Here is a 19,979-nt window from a genome sequence, read left to right as displayed (position 1 = left end):
GGCGATGTGGCTGGCTGGCCGGGCGTGAGCCGTGCCTGGCATACGTATTGCCTGTTGTTGGCTTCACTCCTTTAGGGCATTCGTGCGAAGGCTATGAATCTGTTTGCCTATCCTGCCTACCAGGCCTTCGCCGACGCGACGCTGCCTTTCCGGCACGGCGCTTCGCTGATGAACCGGTCCCTCGCAATGTGGCCGGACCTGGCCGATACCCCGCAAGGCCGTTCGCTGCGTGCGACCTGTGAACTGATCACGCTTGCGGGCCTGACGCACCATCGTCCTCCATTTGACATCGGCTCGGTTGAAGTCGACGGTAAAAAAGTTGGGGTCGTCGAAGAAATCAGTGCTACGACGCCGTTCTGCTCGCTGCTTCATTTCCGCAAGGACCATGCGCCAACGCAACCTCAGCCGCGTGTACTGGTGATTGCGCCGATGTCGGGACACTTTGCGACGCTGCTGCGCGGCACGGTCCGCACCATGCTGCCGGAACACGACGTCTACATCACAGACTGGCACAATCCGCGCGATGTTCCCCTGGCCGAAGGGCGCTTCGGCTTCGATGAATTCGTGCAGCACGTGATCGACTTCACGGACCAGATCGGCCCCGGTGCGCACCTGCTCGCGGTGTGTCAACCAACGGTGGCCGCGCTGGCCGCCGTCTCGCTGATGGCCGCCGACAACCATCCGGCGCAGCCTGCGAGCATGACGTTGATGGCCGGACCGATCGACACGCGGGTCAATCCGACGCGCGTGAATGAACTCGCGAAGAGCAAGCCGATCGAGTGGTTCGAACAGAATCTGATCAGCGCCGTGCCGTTTGGTTTTGCGGGGGCGACGCGCCGGGTATATCCGGGTTTTGTGCAACTGGCCGCATTCATGGCGATGAATCTTGGGCGCCATTTCGACTCGTTCGAAACCATGCACGACGAACGCGCGAGGGGCGACCACCAGAAGGCCGACGCGATTCTCGTGTTCTACGAAGAATATTTCGCGACGATGGATCTCACCGCCGATTTCTACCTGGAAACGGTGGATACGGTATTCCAGCGTCACGCGCTGCCGTTGCATGCGCTCGAGGTGCGCGGACGGCGCGTCGATCCGTCGGCGATCCGGCGCACGGCGCTGCTGACGGTCGAAGGCGAAAAGGACGATATCTGCGCGGTCGGCCAGACGCTGGCGGCGCAGGATCTGTGCGACAAGCTGCGACCGTATCTGAAGACGCATCATGTGCAGACCGGCGTGGGTCACTACGGTGTGTTCAACGGGCGGCGCTGGGACCGGCACATCTACCCGCGTGTGCGCAGTGTGATTCACGACAACGAGCCGCGGGCGGTTGTCGTCAGCGCGCATGCGGCGCCGATTCAGCTTGCTGCTGCGTCGCTGGTCAGTCCGCCGCCGGGTTCCGCGCCCGCGGCGCCCGCGGCGAGCGGCGTTACCCAGGCCGATGGGCCCGGCGGCGATGAGCCGGTTGCGACCAACGTGTTTCCGTTACGGCGTAACAGCGTGTCGGGGTAGGTCACCGCCGCTTGCGGGAAGCAGGGCGAGAGCGGTCGCGTGACCGCTCCGCCTCCACCACGGCCCGCTCAAGCCGCTTCGCTGTTCCAGGGCGTGACCGGTGGCACCGCGCAGGGTCCCTCGACGCCCACGGTCTTGAAGTCGGCGGGAGAGACGATCTCCAGATACTCCATATCTTCGGAGTAGTCGAACAGGTAGTGGACGATGCCGGGCGCCTGATGCACGCAATCCCCGGCGGCGACCAGCGTTTCCTTGTCGCCGTACATGAAGCGCGCCCAGCCCTTCAGCATGATCACGATATGGAAATCGGCCTCATGACGGTGCCAGCCGGTGCCTTCCTGTGGTGCAATGTTTGCCTTGACGAGTTGCGCCAGCACCTTGCCGCCGGTCGCCTGAGCGATACCGAGATCGCGATACAGGAAGAAGTCGCGCAGCCCCTGATCCTCCCAGGGCGTATCTTGTGGATGGACGTGTGAAAACTCAGTGGCGAATCCGGAAGTCATGATCGCGCTCCAGAATGATGAACGGTCAGGGGAAAGACATAGGGGCCGTTCTCTCAAGCATCAAACATTCCATCCGGGCGCGCAAGGGCGGGTGATGGATCAGGCGTCCCGGTTGCCGCGCAGACGCGCACGACCGACGGCAAACAGCATCGGCGCGCGGCGTCTGGATGCGTCGCTGACTTCAACGCCACTTCGCGATGTACTCGGGCGTCTGTTCGTAAGCGCCATCGGGCACGGCGCTGCGCGGTGCCAGTTCCAGCGGCAGCACGCCGGCCCAGACCGGCAGGTCCAGGTCGTCCTCGTCGTCTTTCGGGCCGCCTGCGCGAGTCTTGCAGGCGAATTCGTCGAGCGGCAGGCGTAGCACTGTGGTTGCGGCCAGTTCCTTTGCGTTGCCCGGCCGAACCTCGCGGGATCGTCCGCGGGCGATGGTTTCCATGAAGGCGTCGAGTGCGGCGGCCTTGTCTTCGTCGGCGACGCGCTCGCAGACGCCATAGATCACTGCGCAGCGGTAATTCATCGAGTGATGGAACGCCGAGCGCGCCAGCACCAGCCCGTCGAGGTGGGTGATCGTCACACAGACCTGCGCGCCCGATGCCGCCTGCCTGATCAAGCGGCTGCCGTTCGAGCCGTGCAGATAAAGATGATCGCCTTCGCGCCAGCAGGCCATCGGAATGCAGTGCACGCCGCGTTCGTCGGCGAAGGCGAGATGGCAAAGGTGCGCGGCGTCGACGATCGCATCCAGCGTCGCGCGTTCGTAATCGCCGCGCTCCGGCACGCGGCGCACGCGCGTACGGTCAGTCGGTGCTCTTGCCTTCATATCCATGAGTGTGGTTCCCCTGGTTGGTTGTGTGCTGGCAGAATAGGGTTTTCGTGGCACTACGAGTAGACCCACGGCAGACACTATTTCTGGAGCCACGACGCATATGGATTTTGGCTTGCTGCTTTCCACACATGCGAAAGAAAGCGCGGCCCAGTCGAACGGTCGTCGATTGCCGCGTCAGCGGATGTTGTACGAAGCGTTGCGCAGGGCGATTCTCGACGGCAAGATCGCGCAGGGTTCGCGTTTACCGGCCACGCGCGTGCTGGCGGAAGAACTCGGCATCGCGCGCAATTCCGTGCTGTACGCGTACGAGCGTCTCGCCGCGGAAGGCTTTCTCGAAGCCGATCGGCATGGCTCCGTCGTGGCGCATCTTGGGCTGCACGCGCAACCGCCAGCGGCGCTCGACAGGCAGCTGTCAGTGGGGTTGTCGCGGCGCGTGGGCGGCCTGCGCAACGATCGGGAGGCACTGGAAGCGCACGTCGCGTTTCGCCCTGGCCTGCCTGCGCTCGACGAGTTCCCGCTTGCCCAGTGGCGCGCGGCGATGGAGCGCGCATGGCGCAGGGTCGGCGTCACCGATCTTGGTTATGGCGGCAGCCAGGGGCATCCTTCGCTCCGGCGGGCGGTTGCCGGGTATCTGAAGGTGTCGCGCGGCGTGCGTTGCGATATCGAACAGGTGTTCATCACCGACGGCACGCAGACCGGCCTCGACGCAGCCGCGCGCATGCTGGCCGATAGCGGCGATACGGCGTGGATCGAAAACCCCGGTTACAACGGCGCGCGTGCCGCGTTTCAGTCGGCAGGGCTCCGTATCGTGCCGATTCCGGTCGATGCGCAGGGAATTGCGCCGACACCGGCGCATTGGCAGGATGCGCCGCCCAAGCTGATCTACATCACGCCGTCTCATCAATACCCGCTTGGCAGCGTGCTTGGCCTGGAGCGGCGCGTTGCGCTGATCGACGAGGCGCGCGCGCACGGCGCCTGGATCATCGAAGACGACTACGACAGCGAATTTCGCCACGAAGGGCCGCCACTGTCCGCCGTCCAGGGGCTCGCGCCCGATGCGCCGGTGTTCTATGTCGGGACCTTCAGCAAGACGCTGTTTCCTGCGTTGCGGCTGGGCTTCATGGTCGTGCCGGCGCAACTTGCGAACGCGATCGCGCTGACGATGGGCGAGATCACGCGTCGCGGTCGCGTCGCGGACCAGATCGCGCTCGCGGATTTCATCGATAGCGGCATGTATAGCCGTCATCTGCGTCGCATGCGGCGGCTTTATTCGGAAAGACGCCGCGCGCTGCTCGAGGCGCTTGAACGCCATCTGCATGGTGTTGTGACGGTATCGGGCGGCGCGGGCGGCATGCACCTGACGGTGCGGCTCGATGTGCCGCTCCCGGACGTAGAGATCAGTGACTTCGCGTTGACGAAGGGCATCGTCGTACCGCCCGTCAGCCGGTATTGCCTGCCTGTAGAAGATGCGAGCCGTTATAACGGCTTTGTGCTCGGCTATGCGGGCGTGCCGGCCAATGAGATCGACGGGCTTGTGGCGCGGCTGGCGGATGTGATTGATGCGTTGCTAGCTGCGCGTGGCCGGTGAATGGGGATCACGCGGTGCGACTTACGGTGAGGCGACGTCCTGCACGATCCTGTTGCGCAGTAGCGATGCGCAAGCCACCCTTCACACCTTGAGCGGAATCCAAAGCTCGAACCCACCCATACCCGTCATCGGATTGAACTGCTCGCCATAGCGCTCGAAAACAGGCGCGTCTGCGACCTCATGTTCCGACTCGGGCAGCCACTTGTTCCAGATCGTATTCCATGTTTGCCGGATCGTCGAAATGTGCTCGCGGTGCGCAAACACCGCATAGCGCTGTTCGCCGATACGCACGCGCGCAAAGTCTGCCGGCAGCGCCGAGAAGTCGGTTACTTCGACACCGCATAGATAGTCGAAATTTCCCGCATCGTCCTGGTTGAAGCAGACGCCATAGGCGATCTGTCCAACCTGTCCCGGCACCTTGCCGAAATGCGGCCCGAAGCGTTGCCACTGCGCGGCTATGCCGGCGCTCTGCTCACACGGATAGCGTTCGCAAAGGCCTGCGATGAGCAGGGCTTTGCCGTCTTCGATGCGCGGTGGCGCGAGGTCTTCGAGAAATGACTGGTCCATGATGATCGGCTCCACGAGTTCGATGTTGCATACGGATCCTTGCGCGCGGACCGCTTCGGGCGTGATCCCGAATTGATCGCGAAACGCACGGGTGAATGCCTCGTGAGAGCCGTATACCGCCTCGACTGCGACCGCCAGAATATCCGGCGCGCCGTCCGCGAGCGAGCGGGCCGCTTCCGACAGTCGCCGGCCGCGCACATAGCGCATCACCGAACGGCCGGTCGCGGCTTCGAACGCCCGCGACAGGTGGAAGCGGGACACACAACTACCGCTGGCGATGTCATCGAGCGTGATATCGCGCGCGAAGTGGCTTTCGATAAACCAGAGTGCTTTTCCAACGGGGTTCATGCCAGCTCTCATATCAGCATGAAACCAGCATAGCGGTGCGCCGCGCGGGCCATTTGATCGCTATTGCGCAACTTGCGCCGTCGGACCATCGGTCGCGCAAAGGGCGCTCATGCTGGCGATACGTCGTCCGACGGCGACCCGAAGTACACCTCGACTGCCGTCACTTTGCCGTCCCTGGTCTTGAAGAACTCCGTGTTACGGAACGGTTTGCCCTCTTTCGGCTTGCATTCATAGAGCACGAAGGCTTCATCGCCCTGTACGAAGAGCTTTTCGATGTGAAACGAGTGGACGTGCTCGCTGAATGGCCAGCATCGCTCAAAGTAACGGGTCTTGCCGATGTGATCGTCGCGCGGGCTGCTGAACGTGAAGTCGTCGCTCAGCAGGCCTTCGAGTGTCTGCCTGTCTTTGGTCTCGTACGTGGAGTAGCAACGGCGGATCAGACCGGCAACGTCGCTGTCACCTTGATGGCTCATGATTCTGTCTCCTTGAGTTTCAGCCGCTGCGTGCGGCGGTATCGCCGCCGGCCCGGCCAGATGCGGCTCGTTGGACATGTCCTTCCCCTTGATCCGTGACGCCGCCACGCCCTGCACCGGCCTTCGCACCCCGCCGCAGCAATAGTCCGCCAAGCACGCCTGCCGTGGCCGCAAAGACCGCGCCCGACATGAAGGCGACGTGATAGCCGCCGGTCAGCGCGGCGCGCGGCTGCGCGCCGCTGCCGAGCAGGTTGCCGGTCCGTGCGGCGGCGAGGCTCGCGAGAATCGCGAGACCGAGCGCACCGCCCATCATGAAAGCCGTGTTGACGAGGCCCGACGCAAGCCCGGAATCCTCCGGCTTCACGTCGCTCATTGCGGCGAGCAGCAACGGGTTGAACGCGATGCCCGCACCGAAGCCGAGCAGGATCATGCCGGGCAGCACGTCGATGGCAAAGTGGCCGTCGAGCGGCGCGCGCGCGAACAGCGCCAGCCCGCACGCCGCAATCAGCAGGCCAACAGCGAGCGGCAGCCGCAGACCGAAGCGCATCACCAGCCGCGCCGACAAGCCGAGCGAGAAGAACGCCATGATCACGTTCGCCGGCAGGAACGCGAGGCCGACCTGAAATGGCGGATAACCCAGCACGCGTTGCAGATAGAGCGCCGAAATGAAGAACCACGCGAACATTGCCGCTGCCCACAACACCGCGACGACGTTTGCCGTCGCGGTGTTGCGCAACGTGAAGAGACCGAGCGGCATCAACGGGTGACGCACGCGTGACTCGATGCCGAGAAAGAGCGCAAGCAGCGCTGCGGCGATGACGAGCAAGCCGATCGTTTCCAGCGACGTCCAGCCGGCTTCGTTGCCATTCACGATTGCATAGACCGCGAGCATCAGCGATGCGGTGACGGTTGCCGCACCCGCGACGTCGAGCCTGCCCGCCTCTGCAAGGCCGCGCCCGGCCGGCAGCAATGTAAGACACAGGGCATAGACGGCGACGCCGATCGGTAGATTGACGAGAAAGATCCAGTGCCAGCTCAGCACGTTCGTCAGCAGGCCGCCGAGCAGCACGCCAATGCTTCCGCCTCCGGCACACACGAAGCCATAGACGCCCATCGCTTTCGCGCGCTCATCCGTTTCGGTGAACAGGTTCATGATCAACGACAACGAGACCGCCGACACCACGGCGCCGCCCAACCCCTGCACAGCGCGCGCGAAGACCAGCAGCCCCTGGGCGTTCGCGAGTCCGCATGCGAGGGACGCGAGCGTGAAGAGCGCGATACCGGCGAGGAACAGCCGCCGATGTCCGAACAGATCGCCCAGCCGCCCACCGAGCAACAGGAAGCCGCCGAAGGTCAGCATGTACGCGTTGACGACCCATACCAGCGCGGTTTCGGAGAATCCGAGATCGGCCGCAATCGACGGGAGCGCGACGTTCACGATCGTCGTGTCCAGGACGATCATCAACACGCCCATGCAGAGGACGATGAGTGCCAGCCAGCGCTTCTTGCCGTCGATGTTATGCGTCATGCCCGAGTCTCCATGTTCTGCCTCGTCGCTTCGAAGGGGTGCCATCTGGTCGCAGCTCCAGCGCCCGCTGATACGCGGGCCGCGCGTGCGGCCGCCACCCCATGCTTACGCCTTGTCTCCCATCAAGGCGTTCGAGGGCAACGTCTCGTCCAGCAGTTTCTTCGCGCTTTCGATGCCAGCCACTGGCAGGTCAGCCGGGTTCAGCAGCCCGATCTGCACGAGCACCGATGCCTGATCCCAATAGATGTGCTCGTTATACAGCTTGTCACCCCGGAAGCACACGACGGCCAGCATCGGCACCTCGAAATACTTGCCGGTCGGCGCGACGCCGGGCAGCATCCAGTCGATTTCGCGCGAATGGGTACAGCTGAAAATAAACTCATCGACGATGCGATCCGCGCCTATGGTGCGCGAAATCGGAATCAGCTTTGTATCGTCGGGGTTCGAGTTGACGAAGTGCTTCGTATAGAAACGCTTCAGGTTGTCGTAACCGACACCGCCCGTCATTGTCGGCACGTGATTGACGTAAGGGTCGGCGACCATCGTCGGCATTACCGAATCGACATCACGCGTCGCGAACTCGTAGTAGCAGTGCTGCTCCCAGAGTGCGTTGAGGTCGTACACCGGGCCGAGCACCTTGCGCAGCAACGCGAGCGTGCGCGAATACGCCATCATCGTCGCGGGTTTGTTGTACTGTGGGCGCGCCGGCGTGGCGAACGCGTGATCGCAGCCGGGATAGACGTACTGTTCGATCTGCGGCCGCTGGCGCAACGCGGCGCTGATGTGCTCACGTACATCCGGCGGGCAGAGTGCGTCGTTCTCGGGAAAGTGGAACACCATCGGGCAGCGGATGGCCTGCACCTCGTCCAGATACGCTTCGCAACCGACGCCGTAATAGCTCACCGCGCAATCCACATCGGTTCGCGCTGCGGTCAGCATTGCGAGCCTGCCGCCCAGGCAGTAACCAATCGCGCCGACCTTGCCGACCTGCTCGGGCAGCGCGCGCAATGCGGCGAGCGTGGCCGCGATGTCGTCGATCGAGCGGTCGATGTCGAAGCCTTCCAGATACCCCATCGCCTGCTTGACATCCGCCTCGCCATAACCGAGGACGATGCCCGGTTTCATGCGCCAGAACAGGTCGGGCACCAGCACGACGTAGCCCTCTTCGGCGTAGCGGTCGGCCATCGACCTCATATAGCCGTTGATGCCGAAGATTTCCTGCAGCAGCACGAGGCCCGGGCCCGAACCTTGCTCCGGACGGGCCAGGTATGCATTGAAACGGCCGCCATCCTGGGCGGCGACTTCGATGAAAGATCCGGCCATGAGCGCTCTCCTGCAGGAATGACGGTGTCGGGATGATCTACATCGTGCGCAACGCAAACCGTTTGAGCTTGCCAGTTTCCGTGCGCGGCAACGCGTCGATGAACTCGATGACGCGCGGATACTTGTACGGCGCAACCGTATTTTTCACGAAATCCTGCAGTTCCGCGACCAGTTTGTCATCGGGCTGATACGGCGCGCGCAGCACCACGAACGCCTTGACGATCTGGCCGCGCATATCGTCGGCGACGCCGATCACCCCGCACTCGGCCACCGCCTCGTGCTGCATGAGCGCACTTTCCACTTCCGGACCGGAGATGTTGTAGCCCGCGGAGACGATCATGTCGTCGGCGCGCGCCTGGTAGAAGACGTAGCCGTCGTCGTCCATATAGACGCTGTCGCCAGGCAGGTTCCAGCCGTCGCGCACGAACTTCTCCTGGCGCGGGTCGGCCAGATAGTGACAGCCGGTTGGACCGCGCACGGCGAGTTTGCCGATGGTGCCGCGTGGCACGGGCTTCATTTCATCGTCGACCACCTGCACCACGTAACCCGGCACCGCGCGGCCGATCGCGTGCTGGCGCACCTCGTTGCCAGCCGCTGAAATGAAAATATGGATCAGCTCCGTGCCGCCGATGCCATCGATCATTTCGATGCCGCTCGCGTTGCGCCACAGCGTGCGTGTGGAATCGGGCAGCGTTTCGCCGGCGGAGACGGTCTTCTTCAGGCTCGTGATATCGAAGCGCGGCAGCAGCGGCGCCATCTGCCTGTAGAAGGTCGGGGCGGTGAACATGATCGTCGTGCGATAGCGTTCGACCGTCTGGAGCAGCGTTTCCGGCGTGAGCCGCTCGATCAGGACCGTCGACGCGCCGACGCGCAGAGGAAAGCACAACATGCCGCCAAGACCGAACGTGAATGCCAGCGGAGGCGTGCCGCAAAACACATCCTGAGCCGTTGGCTTCAGCACATGGCGGGGGAACAGGTCGCACATCGCCAGGACGTCGCGATGAAAATGCATGCAGCCTTTCGGCGCGCCGGTTGTGCCGCTCGTGAAGGCGATCAGGCACACATCGTCGCTTGCAGTGTCGCAGGCCGTAAATTCGGCGGGCTTGTTGGCCGCCAGTGTTTCAAGCGAACCGGCTGAGTCGTCGTGAAAGACGCAGATCTGTTTGAGGTCCGGGCAGAAGAACTCATCTTCCGCATCGCTGCAGCGCCGGAGTTCGTCGGTCAGGCGCCCATCGCACAGGGCGGCGCTCACGCGCGCCTTGTCGATGACCTGCTTGAGTTCTTTTTCGCGCAGCAGTGGCATTGTCGGCACCACAACGAGCCCGGCTTTCAGCGCGGCGAGAAAGGCCACGGCCATCTGCAACGTATTCGGTCCGCGCAGCAGCACGCGGTTGCCGGGTTTCAGGCCCAGGTTCTCGACGAGGACGTGGGCGCTGCGATTGACCAGCGTCAGCAGTTCGCCGTACGTGGTGGCGTGAGGCTGCCCGTCGACTTCAGACCAGATCGCCGGACGGTCGCGATGACCCGCAACGACCGTCCGGTCCAGCAGTTCCGTTGCGCAGTTCAAACGCGCCGGATAGGTCACGTCGGGATTGTCGAGCAGAAACACCGGCCATTGTTCCTGTGGCGGGAGGTTGTCCCGTGCAAAGGTATCGACGTGTGCTGACGGTTCCATCCTGGTCTCCCGGAGCGAAAAAGAGGTTTAGCGGGCTTCGTGGGGGATCACTGCTGTGGCTTCGATTTCCACTTTCGCTTCGTCTTCGATGAGCGCGACGACCTGCACCGCGCTCATCGCGATGTCGTAGTCGCCGATCAGCTCGCGAAACGCACCGCCGATTTCCTTCAGCGAGGCGAGGTATTCGCGCTTGTCCGTGACATACCACGTGAGGCGCACCAGATGCTCGGGCTTGCCGTCCGCTTCACGCAGTACGGCCACCACGTTGCGCAGCGCCTGGATGGCCTGCGCCGCGAATTCGGTGCTCTGAAAGCGGGCCTGTTCGTCCCAGCCGATCTGGCCGGCGATGAACACCTGCGTGCCGGTCGCGGCGACGCCGTTTGCGTAGCCGCGCGGCTTGATCCAGCCTGGCGGCAGGAGAGATTTTTTCATGAGCGAAGCTCCTGCAAGGATTGATGCTGCGGGGCGAACATCGCGAGTGCGGTGGCGATGTCGTCGGGAATATCGATGGAGTTGCCCGTTTCGAGCGACGTGGTCACCAGTACCTGGTGCGCGCGAAAACGGACTTCATCACCACACTGGCCGACGATGTCGAGCCGTATCGAACGCCGGCCGATCGACGCGACGGATAGCGACAGCGTGACCGTTTCGCCCATCCGGCTCGGGCGCGAGAACTCGCACTCGAGCTTGACGATCGGCAGGCCGATCCGGCGCTGTCCGATCATGTGCGCATAGTCGATGTTCAGGCGATCGGTGAACCAGTCTTCGACGAGCGCGTTGGTGAGCACCAGATACTGCGGAAAGAACACCATGCCGGCGGGATCGCAATGCGAGAAGCGGATGCGTACCGGTACCTCGAAGATCGCGCTCATTGGCTCTGCCCCCGCTCTTGCGCGGCGGCATGCGCCTTCAGAAGATCGCGTCCGACGATCAGTTGCTGCACTTCGGTTGCGCCTTCGTAGATGCGCAGCGCGCGAATCTCGCGATACAGCATTTCGACGGCGGTACCGCTTTGCACGCCCATGCCGCCCCAAAGCTGCACGGCCGCATCGATCACCTGCTGCGCACCTTCGCTTGCGTGCCACTTCGCCATGGCTGCCTCGCGTGTGACGCTTTCGCCCTGATCGCGCAGCCACGCAGCGCGATAGACGAGCAGCGCGCTGCTGTCGATCGTCAGCGCCATCTGCGCGAGCTTTGCCTGTGTCAACTGGAAGTCGCCGAGCGTCTGGCCGAACATCTTGCGCGAGGCGGCACGTTCGAGACCCGCCTGCATCGCATGCCGCGCGAAACCGAGCGACGCGGCCGCAACCGAGGTGCGGAAGATATCGAGCGTGCGCATCGCGATCTTGAAGCCTTCGCCCGGCACGCCGAGCATCTGGCTCCGGGGGATGCGTGCGCCTGCGAAGTGCAGGCGCGCAAGCGGGTGCGGCGCGATGACATCGATGCGCTCGGCGATCTGCAGTCCCGGCGTATCCGCATCGACGATGAACGCGGTGATGCCGCGCGCCCCGGGCGCTTCGCCCGTTCTCGCGAAGACGACGTAGAAGTCGGCGATGCCGCCGTTCGAGATCCACGTCTTGTCGCCGTCGAGTACGTACGTATCGCCTTCTGCGCGTGCAGACAGCGCCATCGCCGCGACGTCCGAGCCGGCTTCGGGTTCGGACAGCGCAAACGCAGCCAGCGCCTCGCCACGTGCGACACGCGGCAGATAACGCGATTTCTGTTCGTGCGTGCCGGCGAGCGAGATTGCGCCGGATCCAAGTCCCTGCATCGCAAGGGCGAAATCGGCAAGGCCGGAGTGCTTCGCGAGCGTTTCGCGCAGCAGGCAGACTGCGCGTGTGTCGATGGTGTCGCCGTGCCCGCCGTAGGCGAGCCCGCCGACGCCATATTTCAGCCAGCCGGCTTCGCCCAGCTTGCGCACGAGCTGCCGGCAGGTCGCATCGACGTCGTCGTGCGGCTCATGTCCGAGGTTGGCCGCGGCCCACGCTTCGACACAGGCGGCAAGCTCCCGATGATGGTTTTCGAAGAACGGCCACGCGAGCGCGCCGTGCATGTCTGTTGTCTGGGACGTGCTCAATTCAGTCTCCTTCGAACACCGGTCGCGTTTTTGCCGCAAATGCGCGATACGCCCGATCGAAGTCGCGCGTGCTCATGCAGATCGCCTGAGCCTGCGCTTCGGATTCGATCGCCTCGTCGATGCTCATGCTCCATTCCTGATGCAGCATCTTCTTCGTGACGCCGTGCGCGAAAGTCGGACCGGCGACGAGATCGGCCGCGAGTTGCGTGGCTTCGGCGAGGAGCGCATCCGGATCGCAAAGACGGTTGTAGAAGCCCCACGCGTGGCCTTCCTCGCCGCTTGCCGAGCGACCCGTCAGCAGCAGTTCGGTCGCTCGACCCTGGCCGATGATGCGCGGCAGGATCGAGCACGCGCCCATGTCGCAGCCGGCGAGCCCCACACGCGAGAACAGGAAGGCGAGCTTGCTGCGTGCGGTGCCGAGACGCAGATCGGACGCCATCGCGAGGATCGCGCCCGCGCCGGCGCACACGCCATCGACGGCCGCGACGACCGGTTGCGGGCAATGGCGGATTGCTTTCACCAGATCGCCGGTCATGCGGGTGAACATCAGCAGTTCGGGCATCGGCAGGTCGATCAGCGGCCCGATGATTTCATGCACATCGCCACCGGAGCAGAAATTGCCGCCCGCGCCGTGGATCACGACGGCCTTCACATCGGTTGCATAGGCGAGCTGGCGAAACAGGTCGCGCAGTTCGGCATACGATTCGAACGTCAGCGGATTCTTGCGCTCCGGACGGTTCAGCGTGACTGTGGCGACGCCGGCATTGACGGACCAGCCGAAATGCCGTGCTTCGTAGTTTGCAAGTTTGACGCGATTGCCGGCGAGCAGTGCGTCGGCGTTGTGCTGTGTCATGAATATCTCCTGTGTCGACCAGAGTTGGCGCTTTAGCGCTTACTCTGGTCCCATGCAAGTTGCAGTCTGGTATCAATCAATCGCCAAGGGTGTCGAGCAGATGTTGTTTCAGCTTGCCGAGGCGCTGATGCATCCGCGATTTGTCGTCGAGGCCGAGGCCGCCGAACATTTCGACGACCCACTGCTCATGCGCGACAGCCATCCTGTCGAACAATGCGCGGCCATTCGGTGTGAGCTTGACGCTGATCGAGCGACGGTCGTTCGGATCGACGTCGCGAGTGACGAGGCCTTCTTTCTCCAACTGGTCGGTGATGCCGGTCACGTTGCCGCCGGTCACCATCAGGCGACGCGACAGCTCGGTCATCTTCAGGCCATCGGGATGGCGCTCGAGCTGCGCCATCATGTCGAAACGCGGTAACGTCGTGTCGAATTCGTTGCGCAGACGCTTGCGCAACTCAGCTTGCACGAGGTTGGTGGTGGTGAGCATCCGCAGCCACAGACGCAAGCCCATATGGCTATCCGCACCGGTGCTCATCTCCATGTCGACGACATTCTCCGCGGGCTTGGCAACGCCTTTGCGCGTGCTTTTTGCTTCGGCGGCAGCGTTTTTCTTCACTTTGGCAGCGTTAGTCACATTACTTCTCCACCAGAGATGGAAATCGATTGGCCCGTGATCGCGTCGGAACCTGGCGCACACAGCCAGAGCACGGAGTTCGCGACTTCTTCCGGCGCGACGAAACGGTGTTGGGGGTTCTGACGCAGCAAGGCTTCGCGCGCCTCCTGTTCGCTGCGCGAGGTTTTCGCTGTGATCTGCTCAAGCGATGCGCGCAGCAGTTCGGTTTCGGTATAGCCGGGGCACACGGCATTGACGGTGATGCCCCTTGTCGCGACCTCGAGCGCGAGCGAACGCGTGAGGCCGATCACGCCATGTTTCGCCGCGCAGTACGCCGCGACGTAGGCATAGCCGGTTTGCCCCGCGGTGCTTGCGACGTTGACGATCCGGCCGCCGCCGCGCTGGAGCATCGAAGGCAACACGGCGCGGGTGCAAAGGAAGACGCCTGTCAGGTTGACGTCGAGCATGCGTTGCCAGAGCGTCATGTCGGTGTGCGCGAACGGCGCGGCCTGGGCCTGGCCCGCGTTATTGACGAGCACGTCGACCGGACCGAAGCGCTCCGCAGCCTGCGCGAACGCGGTGGCGACGGCAGCTTCCTGCGTGACGTCGACGCTGAGCGCATCCACTTGTCCCGCTGCTTTGAGTGCCTCGCGTTGTGCAGCGAGCTTCGCCGGATCGCGGCCCATCAAGGTCACGCGCGCGCCAGCGCCAATCAGCGCCTGCGCGGTGGCCGCACCGATGCCGCTACCGCCGCCGGTCACGACGGCGTGCCGCCCTTCAAGTCCCTGCCACGCGTTGTTCACGTTGTTCCCTCCGCGCGCTGGGCGCGCTCCTGCGGCGAGAGCCGCGCGTTCTCGATGGCCTGCGCACGTTCACGTTCCAGATTGCGTTCGAGCTGCGACTTTGCCGCGGTGTACTGCCTTGGCCACATCACATCGAAATAGCCGATGCGGGCGGCTTCGTTGAGCGTCCACGAAGGATTGGCCAGATGCGGACGCGCAACCGCGCACAGATCGGCGCGTCCGGCTGCGATGATGCTATTCACGTGATCGGCTTCGGAAATCGCGCCAACGGCGATCGTCGCGATGCCCGCTTCATTGCGGATGCGGTCGGCGAAGGGCGTCTGGAACATGCGGCCGTACACGGGCTTCTCTTCCTTGCTGACCTGTCCCGACGAGACGTCGATCATGTCCGCACCGGCTGCCTTGAACGCGCGCGCGATTTCGACGGCGTCGTCCGGCGTGGTGCCGCCCTCGACCCAGTCGTTGGCGGAAATGCGCACAGAAATCGGCTTGTCCTGCGGCCAGACCTTGCGGATCGCAGCGAAGACCTGCAGCGGATAGCGCAGACGGTTCGCAAGCGAGCCGCCGTATTCATCCGTACGTTGGTTGGTGAGCGGCGACAGGAAGCTCGACAGGAAATACCCGTGTGCACAGTGCAGTTCGAGCCAGTCGAAGCCGGCAGCCTCCGCCATTTCGGTGGCACGCACGAATTCGGCTTCGATCGAGCGCAGGTCCTCATGCGTGGCCTCGCGCGACCACTGGCTCACGCCGCGCAGATACTGCTGCGGCGAGGCGGACACGAGTCGCCAGTTGCCGTCAGGCAAGGGCTGGTCGATGCCTTCCCACGCGACACGCGTCGATGCCTTCGCTCCGGCGTGCCCGATCTGCATGCCGATCTTCGCGTCCGATTGCGCGTGCACGAAATCGACGATGCGGTGCCATGCAACGAGATGCTCGGGCGCATACATGCCGGGACATCCCGGCGTGATGCGCGCTTCCGGCGATACACAGGTCATCTCGGTCATCACCAGCGCGGCCCCGCCCATTGCGCGGGCGCCGAGATGCATCAGGTGGTAGTCGCCGGCAATGCCGTCGACCGCCGAGTACTGCGCCATTGGCGATACGACGACGCGATTCTTCAACGTCACGCCGCGCAGCCTGAATGGCGTGAACATCGGCGGGATCGGGCGCTTGTCGTCGGCGCGCGTGACACCGGCTTCAGAGGCGAGCCAGTCTTCGAACTGGGACAGATACCGTGCATCGCGGGCACGCAGGTTTTCGTGCGAGATGCGCTGCGAGCGCGTCAGCAGCGAATACGCAAACTGCTCCGGCTTGAACGACGTGTAGCGGTCGACGTGTTCGAACCATTCCGTCGAATTGCGCGCCGCGTTCTGGATGCGCAGGACGTCGACGCTGCGCACTTCCGTGTAGTGCGCAAGCGCGGCCGGAAGGTCGCCGGGATGGGCGCCGATGCTGTTGGCGAGTTCGATGGAATCTTCAAGTGCGAGCTTGGTGCCGGAGCCGATTGAGAAATGCGCGGTATGGGCGGCGTCGCCCATCAGGACAACCGGCGTTTTGCCGCCGCCGGCGCGCGGTTTCCAGTGCACCCATTCCTTGTTGACGACGCGCGGGAAGCGGATCCATTGCGACGAGCCGCGCAGATGGCTTGCATTGGAGAGCAGCGCATTGCCGTCGAGGTATTTGGCAAAAAGGCGCTCGCAGAACGCGATGCTGTCTTCCTTGCTCATTTCGTCGAGACCGGCGGCGCGCCAGACGTGCTCGGGCGTTTCCACGATGAAGGTCGATGTGCTGTCGTCGAAGCGGTACGCGTGGGCCTGGAACCAGCCCCATTCGGTTTCTTCGAACGCGAATGTGAAGGCGTCGAAGAGCTTCTTCGTGCCGAGCCAGACGAAGCGGCAATGGCGCACGTCGATGTCGGGCTGGTAGGTCGCCTCATACTTCTGGCGGATCGCGCTGTTCAGGCCGTCGGAGGCGACGATCAGGTCGGCGTCGTAAAGGTCGTCATCCGTGACCTGGGTTTCGAAGACCAGCTTGACGCCCAGTTCCTCGCAGCGCGCCTGCAGGATGTTAAGCAGACGCTTGCGTCCGATTCCGCAGAAGCCGTGGCCCGACGAACGGACCTTCTCGCCGCGGAAGTTGATCTCGATGTCGTCCCAGTGATTGAAGGCGTCGAGGATCATGTCGGCGCTGGGCGCATCGGCTGCACGCAGGTTGCCGAGCGTCTGGTCCGAGAACACGACGCCCCAGCCGAACGTGTCGTAAGGGCGGTTGCGTTCGATTACGGTGACTTCGTTCTCCGGGTTCCGTCCCTTCATCAACAGGCCGAAGTACAAACCGGCGGGGCCTCCCCCGATACAGACGATGCGCATACCCGCTCCTTACGTGGTTTACGGGATTTAATTTAGTCCTAGATAGTTTAGATGTCAAGTAAATGGAAACCCGGGGGGAGGCGTGGTACCTGGTGCTCTGAAAGCCGCTCACGAGCCAACCGGCCAGGCGCTATCACGATGCAACTGTCGTTCGAGCAGTCGGGGCGGCTGCCAGGTGCCCGGCCGTTGCGGGCAGTCTTTTCAAAACAGGTCACGATCATCGACAGGCGACTAAAGCGACGCGTGCATGTAAAAGACTCCCGCGTTTTGAATCCGCCGAACATGCAACCGTCTTTCATAAGACGAAGACGCGCAGTCTGGCGCCTGAGCATCGCGGAAGCAAGAGGATTCCGGCCGGCATCTGCTCCAAAAGCTGGCGGATGTCGTGGACAATTGCGTGCTCCGCGACTACGGTCCTTTCAGTTCTATCCGGCCTAGGTGTCGAATTCGAAGGAGGCGATGATGAGCTACCAGCAAAGAGACGAAGACTTGCTCAAAAGCCAGGCCACCGGAACACGAGAGTGCTGGATGTTTCGGCGGAGACTGGCAAAAAGGATCGCCGATGCCGAAAAGATGATCTCGTACGCCATGGATAACGGCATCGACGTCAATGCTGACGATCTGTCAACAGTGCGACGTGCCCGCCATGCGTTGTGGCATTTCAGCGGCTCAGAGGCGCTCGAGGCCGCCCTTTACAATGTCGCCACCCGTCTGGCGAAGCTCGTCCATTACCCAAACTCTCAAGTTGCCGAGGATCTGCGACGCGCTGAAGAACTGGTGTCGTATGCAGCATTTTCGGGAAACGACGTGGCACCAGGCGACATCCAGGCCTTGTCACAGGCGCGGACGGCGCAGACGAATCGAGCGTGGGATTCTGCCATCGAATCTGCCTTCTACTCTGCACTGGATCGGCTCGCGCATCGCGCTATACCCGTTGTCGCGGAGACCGCCGGCGCGGAAGCCCGACGCGGTGCACGACGGGCCATCAGGATCTATACCTCATCCGCAGTTGTTCTCACATTCGCGGTCGTTTCTCTCTCGTGTCTTCTCTTTACGGTTAACCAGATTTCCGAGGACGTAGAGCAGACTATTCGACAAAATGATGCGGGTGCGATGTCCTTGCATAACCAGCTCGTCAGTCACGGGGACGATATTTTACGAGCCAAACAAAAGAGCGAACGGGAACTTCGTGCACTGCTGGCGTCTTCTTACAGTCAACACTATCAGTTGCAAAACGACACCCCAGAAGTGATTGACGCCAGAGAGAAGGCAGGTAACGATCTCCAGGCGCTCAGTAACTCCCAGCCAGCCCTACAGATCAAGGAAAGCCTTCAAAAGTTCGCAACCAACAACAGACAACTGTTCAACGACGTACATCGCATACGGGTAATTGGAAGACTCCTCAACGTGTCCGTCACCAATCGCTATACAGACCGTGACCCAGACTGCGCCGAGGCTTCGAGCAAGCCCGCAATGGCAGCCGGAATCGCGGCATCTGCTCCTGCTGTTACGGATTGGATCTGCGATCAAGCCAGAATCCGCGACAGCCTGGAGATCAAAGTCCCGATGCTACAAGCCACATCCGAAATGGCAGACGCAAGCGGCAACGCCGTTCGCCCAGAAAGCGTGATTGCGGATGGATTCGTCAAAATAGCAGCGTATCAGGACATCCGCGCAATGGCGCTGTACGGGCGAGAGATCATCCTTTCATTTGTCGGTGCGATAACGGGTTTTGTGCTGCCGGTGCTGTATGCCTGGTTGGGCGCATGCGCCGCCATTCTTCGGAAAATAAAGATTGAGTGCGAGACAAGCCGGTTTCATCCGGAATATTCAAAGGTGGCCAATCGCTCTCATGTGACCTGTGCCATTATCGTCGGTATAGCGATAGGCCTGTTCAGTGATCTTGTCCACGGCGGCCAGAATATCTCCCCGCTAGGCGTGGCCTTTGTAGCGGGTTACGCTTCCGACAAGTTTTTCTACTTTGTAGACCGGCTCGTCGACGTCATCTTCCCCGCGCGATCAGTCAGTACCAGAGGTATTCAGGCGAGCGATCGAAATTCCGCACAAACGGGAACGTCTTCTGGAACACGAATGCACGACCCTTCTACCGCTGGACTGGTGAACGCGGCAAGACCCGCTTAGTCTGCGGCCATTTTTTCGCAAGCTTTGCACGAGTACTCGACGGTCGCCTCCCCATAGACAACGCCCCTATGTGCATCGGTCTCGCCTGTCGTGTTGGCGGCCATTCCATGAGTGAGGTGCCGCTGAGGCAGCAATTTCAGGTGATCAAGCTTCAAGTTCGCCGCCCAGGCTTGGTTTTCGTGGAGAAATCTGGCGCATGGATACGTAGCCGTTCAGAATAGCGATAGTTCACCACTCAAGTTCGCGGAATTCGAGCTGAAACCGATTGGGCTAAAAATATATAACCGGAAAGAGATATCGGCTGCGGATGAACATCTACTTCGTCTGCGAAGATTCCATTAATGAAATCTGGAACCGGACATCCAACGTGGATCGTTTCGGTGAGACTTGAATGACCCTCATGGCCGAACTGGAGTCACGCGCCGTCGTCGCAAACAGAGCCGGCGACGCGCTGGTTGTGCGCAACGCTTGAAAGATCGTAGTCGGCCATCTCCGGCCGCTCGACCGCGCTCTCAGACGGACATTCGAATGTCGGCACCCGTCCCCCGACGATCATGTTCGTCGTGTCATCGACCAGAACGATCTTTCGTATCGGATGTCGCCCACGACGAATGACCGGCTCCGAGCTGACCACGATCTAATACTGACCATTCGGGAAATATCCAACTATATTTCGAACACCCGGTCGCACCACGCCATTCTGGATTCCCCCACGGTAGAGGCTCGCGCATGCCCACGCACGCGCGCTCGTATGCCGACGCGACCAGTCGACGACGGAGGTC

Annotated in this window: 18 protein-coding genes; 3 read left to right on the top strand and 15 right to left on the bottom strand. The window is 62.5% G+C overall.

What is annotated here, in order from left to right:
• The first annotated feature begins 93 nt into the window (after positions 1–93).
• A complete protein-coding gene (gene phaZ, locus B0G77_RS30125; protein WP_133665538.1) occupies positions 94–1,512 on the top strand; it encodes a polyhydroxyalkanoate depolymerase in 1,419 nt (472 codons plus the stop codon).
• 68 nt (positions 1,513–1,580) lie between these two features.
• Here phaZ and B0G77_RS30120 read toward each other — a convergent pair whose 3' ends face one another.
• Together B0G77_RS30120 and B0G77_RS30115 are read right to left on the bottom strand one after the other, a co-directional pair.
• Positions 1,581–2,015 (bottom strand): cupin domain-containing protein, encoded by a 435-nt coding sequence (locus B0G77_RS30120; protein ID WP_133665537.1) that lies wholly within the window; start codon positions 2,013–2,015, stop codon positions 1,581–1,583.
• Between the two features lie 181 nt (positions 2,016–2,196).
• A complete protein-coding gene (locus B0G77_RS30115; protein ID WP_133665536.1) occupies positions 2,197–2,838 on the bottom strand; it encodes a pyridoxamine 5'-phosphate oxidase family protein in 642 nt (213 codons plus the stop codon).
• A gap of 100 nt (positions 2,839–2,938) precedes the next feature.
• Here B0G77_RS30115 and B0G77_RS30110 point away from each other — a divergent pair, with 100 nt between their 5' ends.
• Positions 2,939–4,426, top strand: a complete 1,488-nt coding sequence (locus B0G77_RS30110) for a PLP-dependent aminotransferase family protein (protein ID WP_133665535.1) — start codon at positions 2,939–2,941, stop codon at positions 4,424–4,426.
• 81 nt (positions 4,427–4,507) lie between these two features.
• On the opposite strand, the gene B0G77_RS30105 is transcribed toward B0G77_RS30110, so the two are convergent.
• The 12 genes from B0G77_RS30105 to B0G77_RS30050 form a co-directional block, all read right to left on the bottom strand.
• Positions 4,508–5,341 (bottom strand): AraC family transcriptional regulator, encoded by an 834-nt coding sequence (locus B0G77_RS30105; protein WP_133665534.1) that lies wholly within the window; start codon positions 5,339–5,341, stop codon positions 4,508–4,510.
• Between the two features lie 107 nt (positions 5,342–5,448).
• Complete coding sequence (locus B0G77_RS30100) at positions 5,449–5,814, bottom strand: nuclear transport factor 2 family protein (RefSeq protein ID WP_133665533.1); 366 nt, start codon at positions 5,812–5,814, stop codon at positions 5,449–5,451.
• 19 nt (positions 5,815–5,833) lie between these two features.
• Positions 5,834–7,342 (bottom strand): DHA2 family efflux MFS transporter permease subunit, encoded by a 1,509-nt coding sequence (locus tag B0G77_RS30095; protein ID WP_133665532.1) that lies wholly within the window; start codon positions 7,340–7,342, stop codon positions 5,834–5,836.
• 105 nt (positions 7,343–7,447) lie between these two features.
• Entirely contained in the window at positions 7,448–8,665 is a 1,218-nt protein-coding gene (locus B0G77_RS30090) for a dienelactone hydrolase family protein (protein WP_133665531.1), read from the bottom strand.
• A 37-nt stretch (positions 8,666–8,702) separates the two neighbouring features.
• Positions 8,703–10,340 (bottom strand): AMP-binding protein, encoded by a 1,638-nt coding sequence (locus tag B0G77_RS30085; RefSeq protein ID WP_133665530.1) that lies wholly within the window; start codon positions 10,338–10,340, stop codon positions 8,703–8,705.
• Between the two features lie 27 nt (positions 10,341–10,367).
• On the bottom strand, positions 10,368–10,772 hold the full coding sequence (locus B0G77_RS30080) for a RidA family protein (RefSeq protein ID WP_133665529.1): 405 nt from the start codon (positions 10,770–10,772) through the stop codon (positions 10,368–10,370).
• Complete coding sequence (locus B0G77_RS30075) at positions 10,769–11,212, bottom strand: thioesterase family protein (protein WP_133665528.1); 444 nt, start codon at positions 11,210–11,212, stop codon at positions 10,769–10,771. Before B0G77_RS30075 ends, B0G77_RS30080 begins: the two co-directional genes overlap by 4 nt.
• On the bottom strand, positions 11,209–12,393 hold the full coding sequence (locus B0G77_RS30070; RefSeq protein WP_133666941.1) for an acyl-CoA dehydrogenase family protein: 1,185 nt from the start codon (positions 12,391–12,393) through the stop codon (positions 11,209–11,211). Before B0G77_RS30070 ends, B0G77_RS30075 begins: the two co-directional genes overlap by 4 nt.
• 25 nt (positions 12,394–12,418) lie before the next feature.
• Positions 12,419–13,270 (bottom strand): enoyl-CoA hydratase family protein, encoded by an 852-nt coding sequence (locus tag B0G77_RS30065; protein ID WP_133665527.1) that lies wholly within the window; start codon positions 13,268–13,270, stop codon positions 12,419–12,421.
• A gap of 76 nt (positions 13,271–13,346) precedes the next feature.
• Positions 13,347–13,904, bottom strand: a complete 558-nt coding sequence (locus B0G77_RS30060) for a MarR family transcriptional regulator (RefSeq protein ID WP_133665526.1) — start codon at positions 13,902–13,904, stop codon at positions 13,347–13,349.
• Positions 13,901–14,686: an SDR family NAD(P)-dependent oxidoreductase gene (locus B0G77_RS30055; RefSeq protein WP_133665525.1), complete on the bottom strand. Its 786-nt coding sequence runs from the start codon at positions 14,684–14,686 to the stop codon at positions 13,901–13,903. The genes B0G77_RS30060 and B0G77_RS30055 overlap by 4 nt, the downstream gene beginning before the upstream one ends.
• Complete coding sequence (locus B0G77_RS30050) at positions 14,683–17,055, bottom strand: bifunctional salicylyl-CoA 5-hydroxylase/oxidoreductase (protein ID WP_133665524.1); 2,373 nt, start codon at positions 17,053–17,055, stop codon at positions 14,683–14,685. Before B0G77_RS30050 ends, B0G77_RS30055 begins: the two co-directional genes overlap by 4 nt.
• Positions 17,056–17,517: 462 nt before the next feature.
• Here B0G77_RS30050 and B0G77_RS30045 point away from each other — a divergent pair, with 462 nt between their 5' ends.
• Entirely contained in the window at positions 17,518–19,197 is a 1,680-nt protein-coding gene (locus B0G77_RS30045; RefSeq protein ID WP_133665523.1) for a hypothetical protein, read from the top strand.
• Positions 19,198–19,612: 415 nt separating this feature from the next.
• On the opposite strand, the gene B0G77_RS30040 is transcribed toward B0G77_RS30045, so the two are convergent.
• Positions 19,613–19,831 (bottom strand): hypothetical protein, encoded by a 219-nt coding sequence (locus B0G77_RS30040; protein ID WP_133665522.1) that lies wholly within the window; start codon positions 19,829–19,831, stop codon positions 19,613–19,615.
• Positions 19,832–19,979: the final 148 nt, after the last annotated feature.

Source organism: Paraburkholderia sp. BL10I2N1 (assembly GCF_004361815.1).
In the GTDB taxonomy this organism is placed as follows: domain Bacteria; phylum Pseudomonadota; class Gammaproteobacteria; order Burkholderiales; family Burkholderiaceae; genus Paraburkholderia.
The sequence above is the reverse complement of the archived record's forward strand: the minus strand, read 5'-3'. Positions and strand labels throughout refer to the sequence as shown.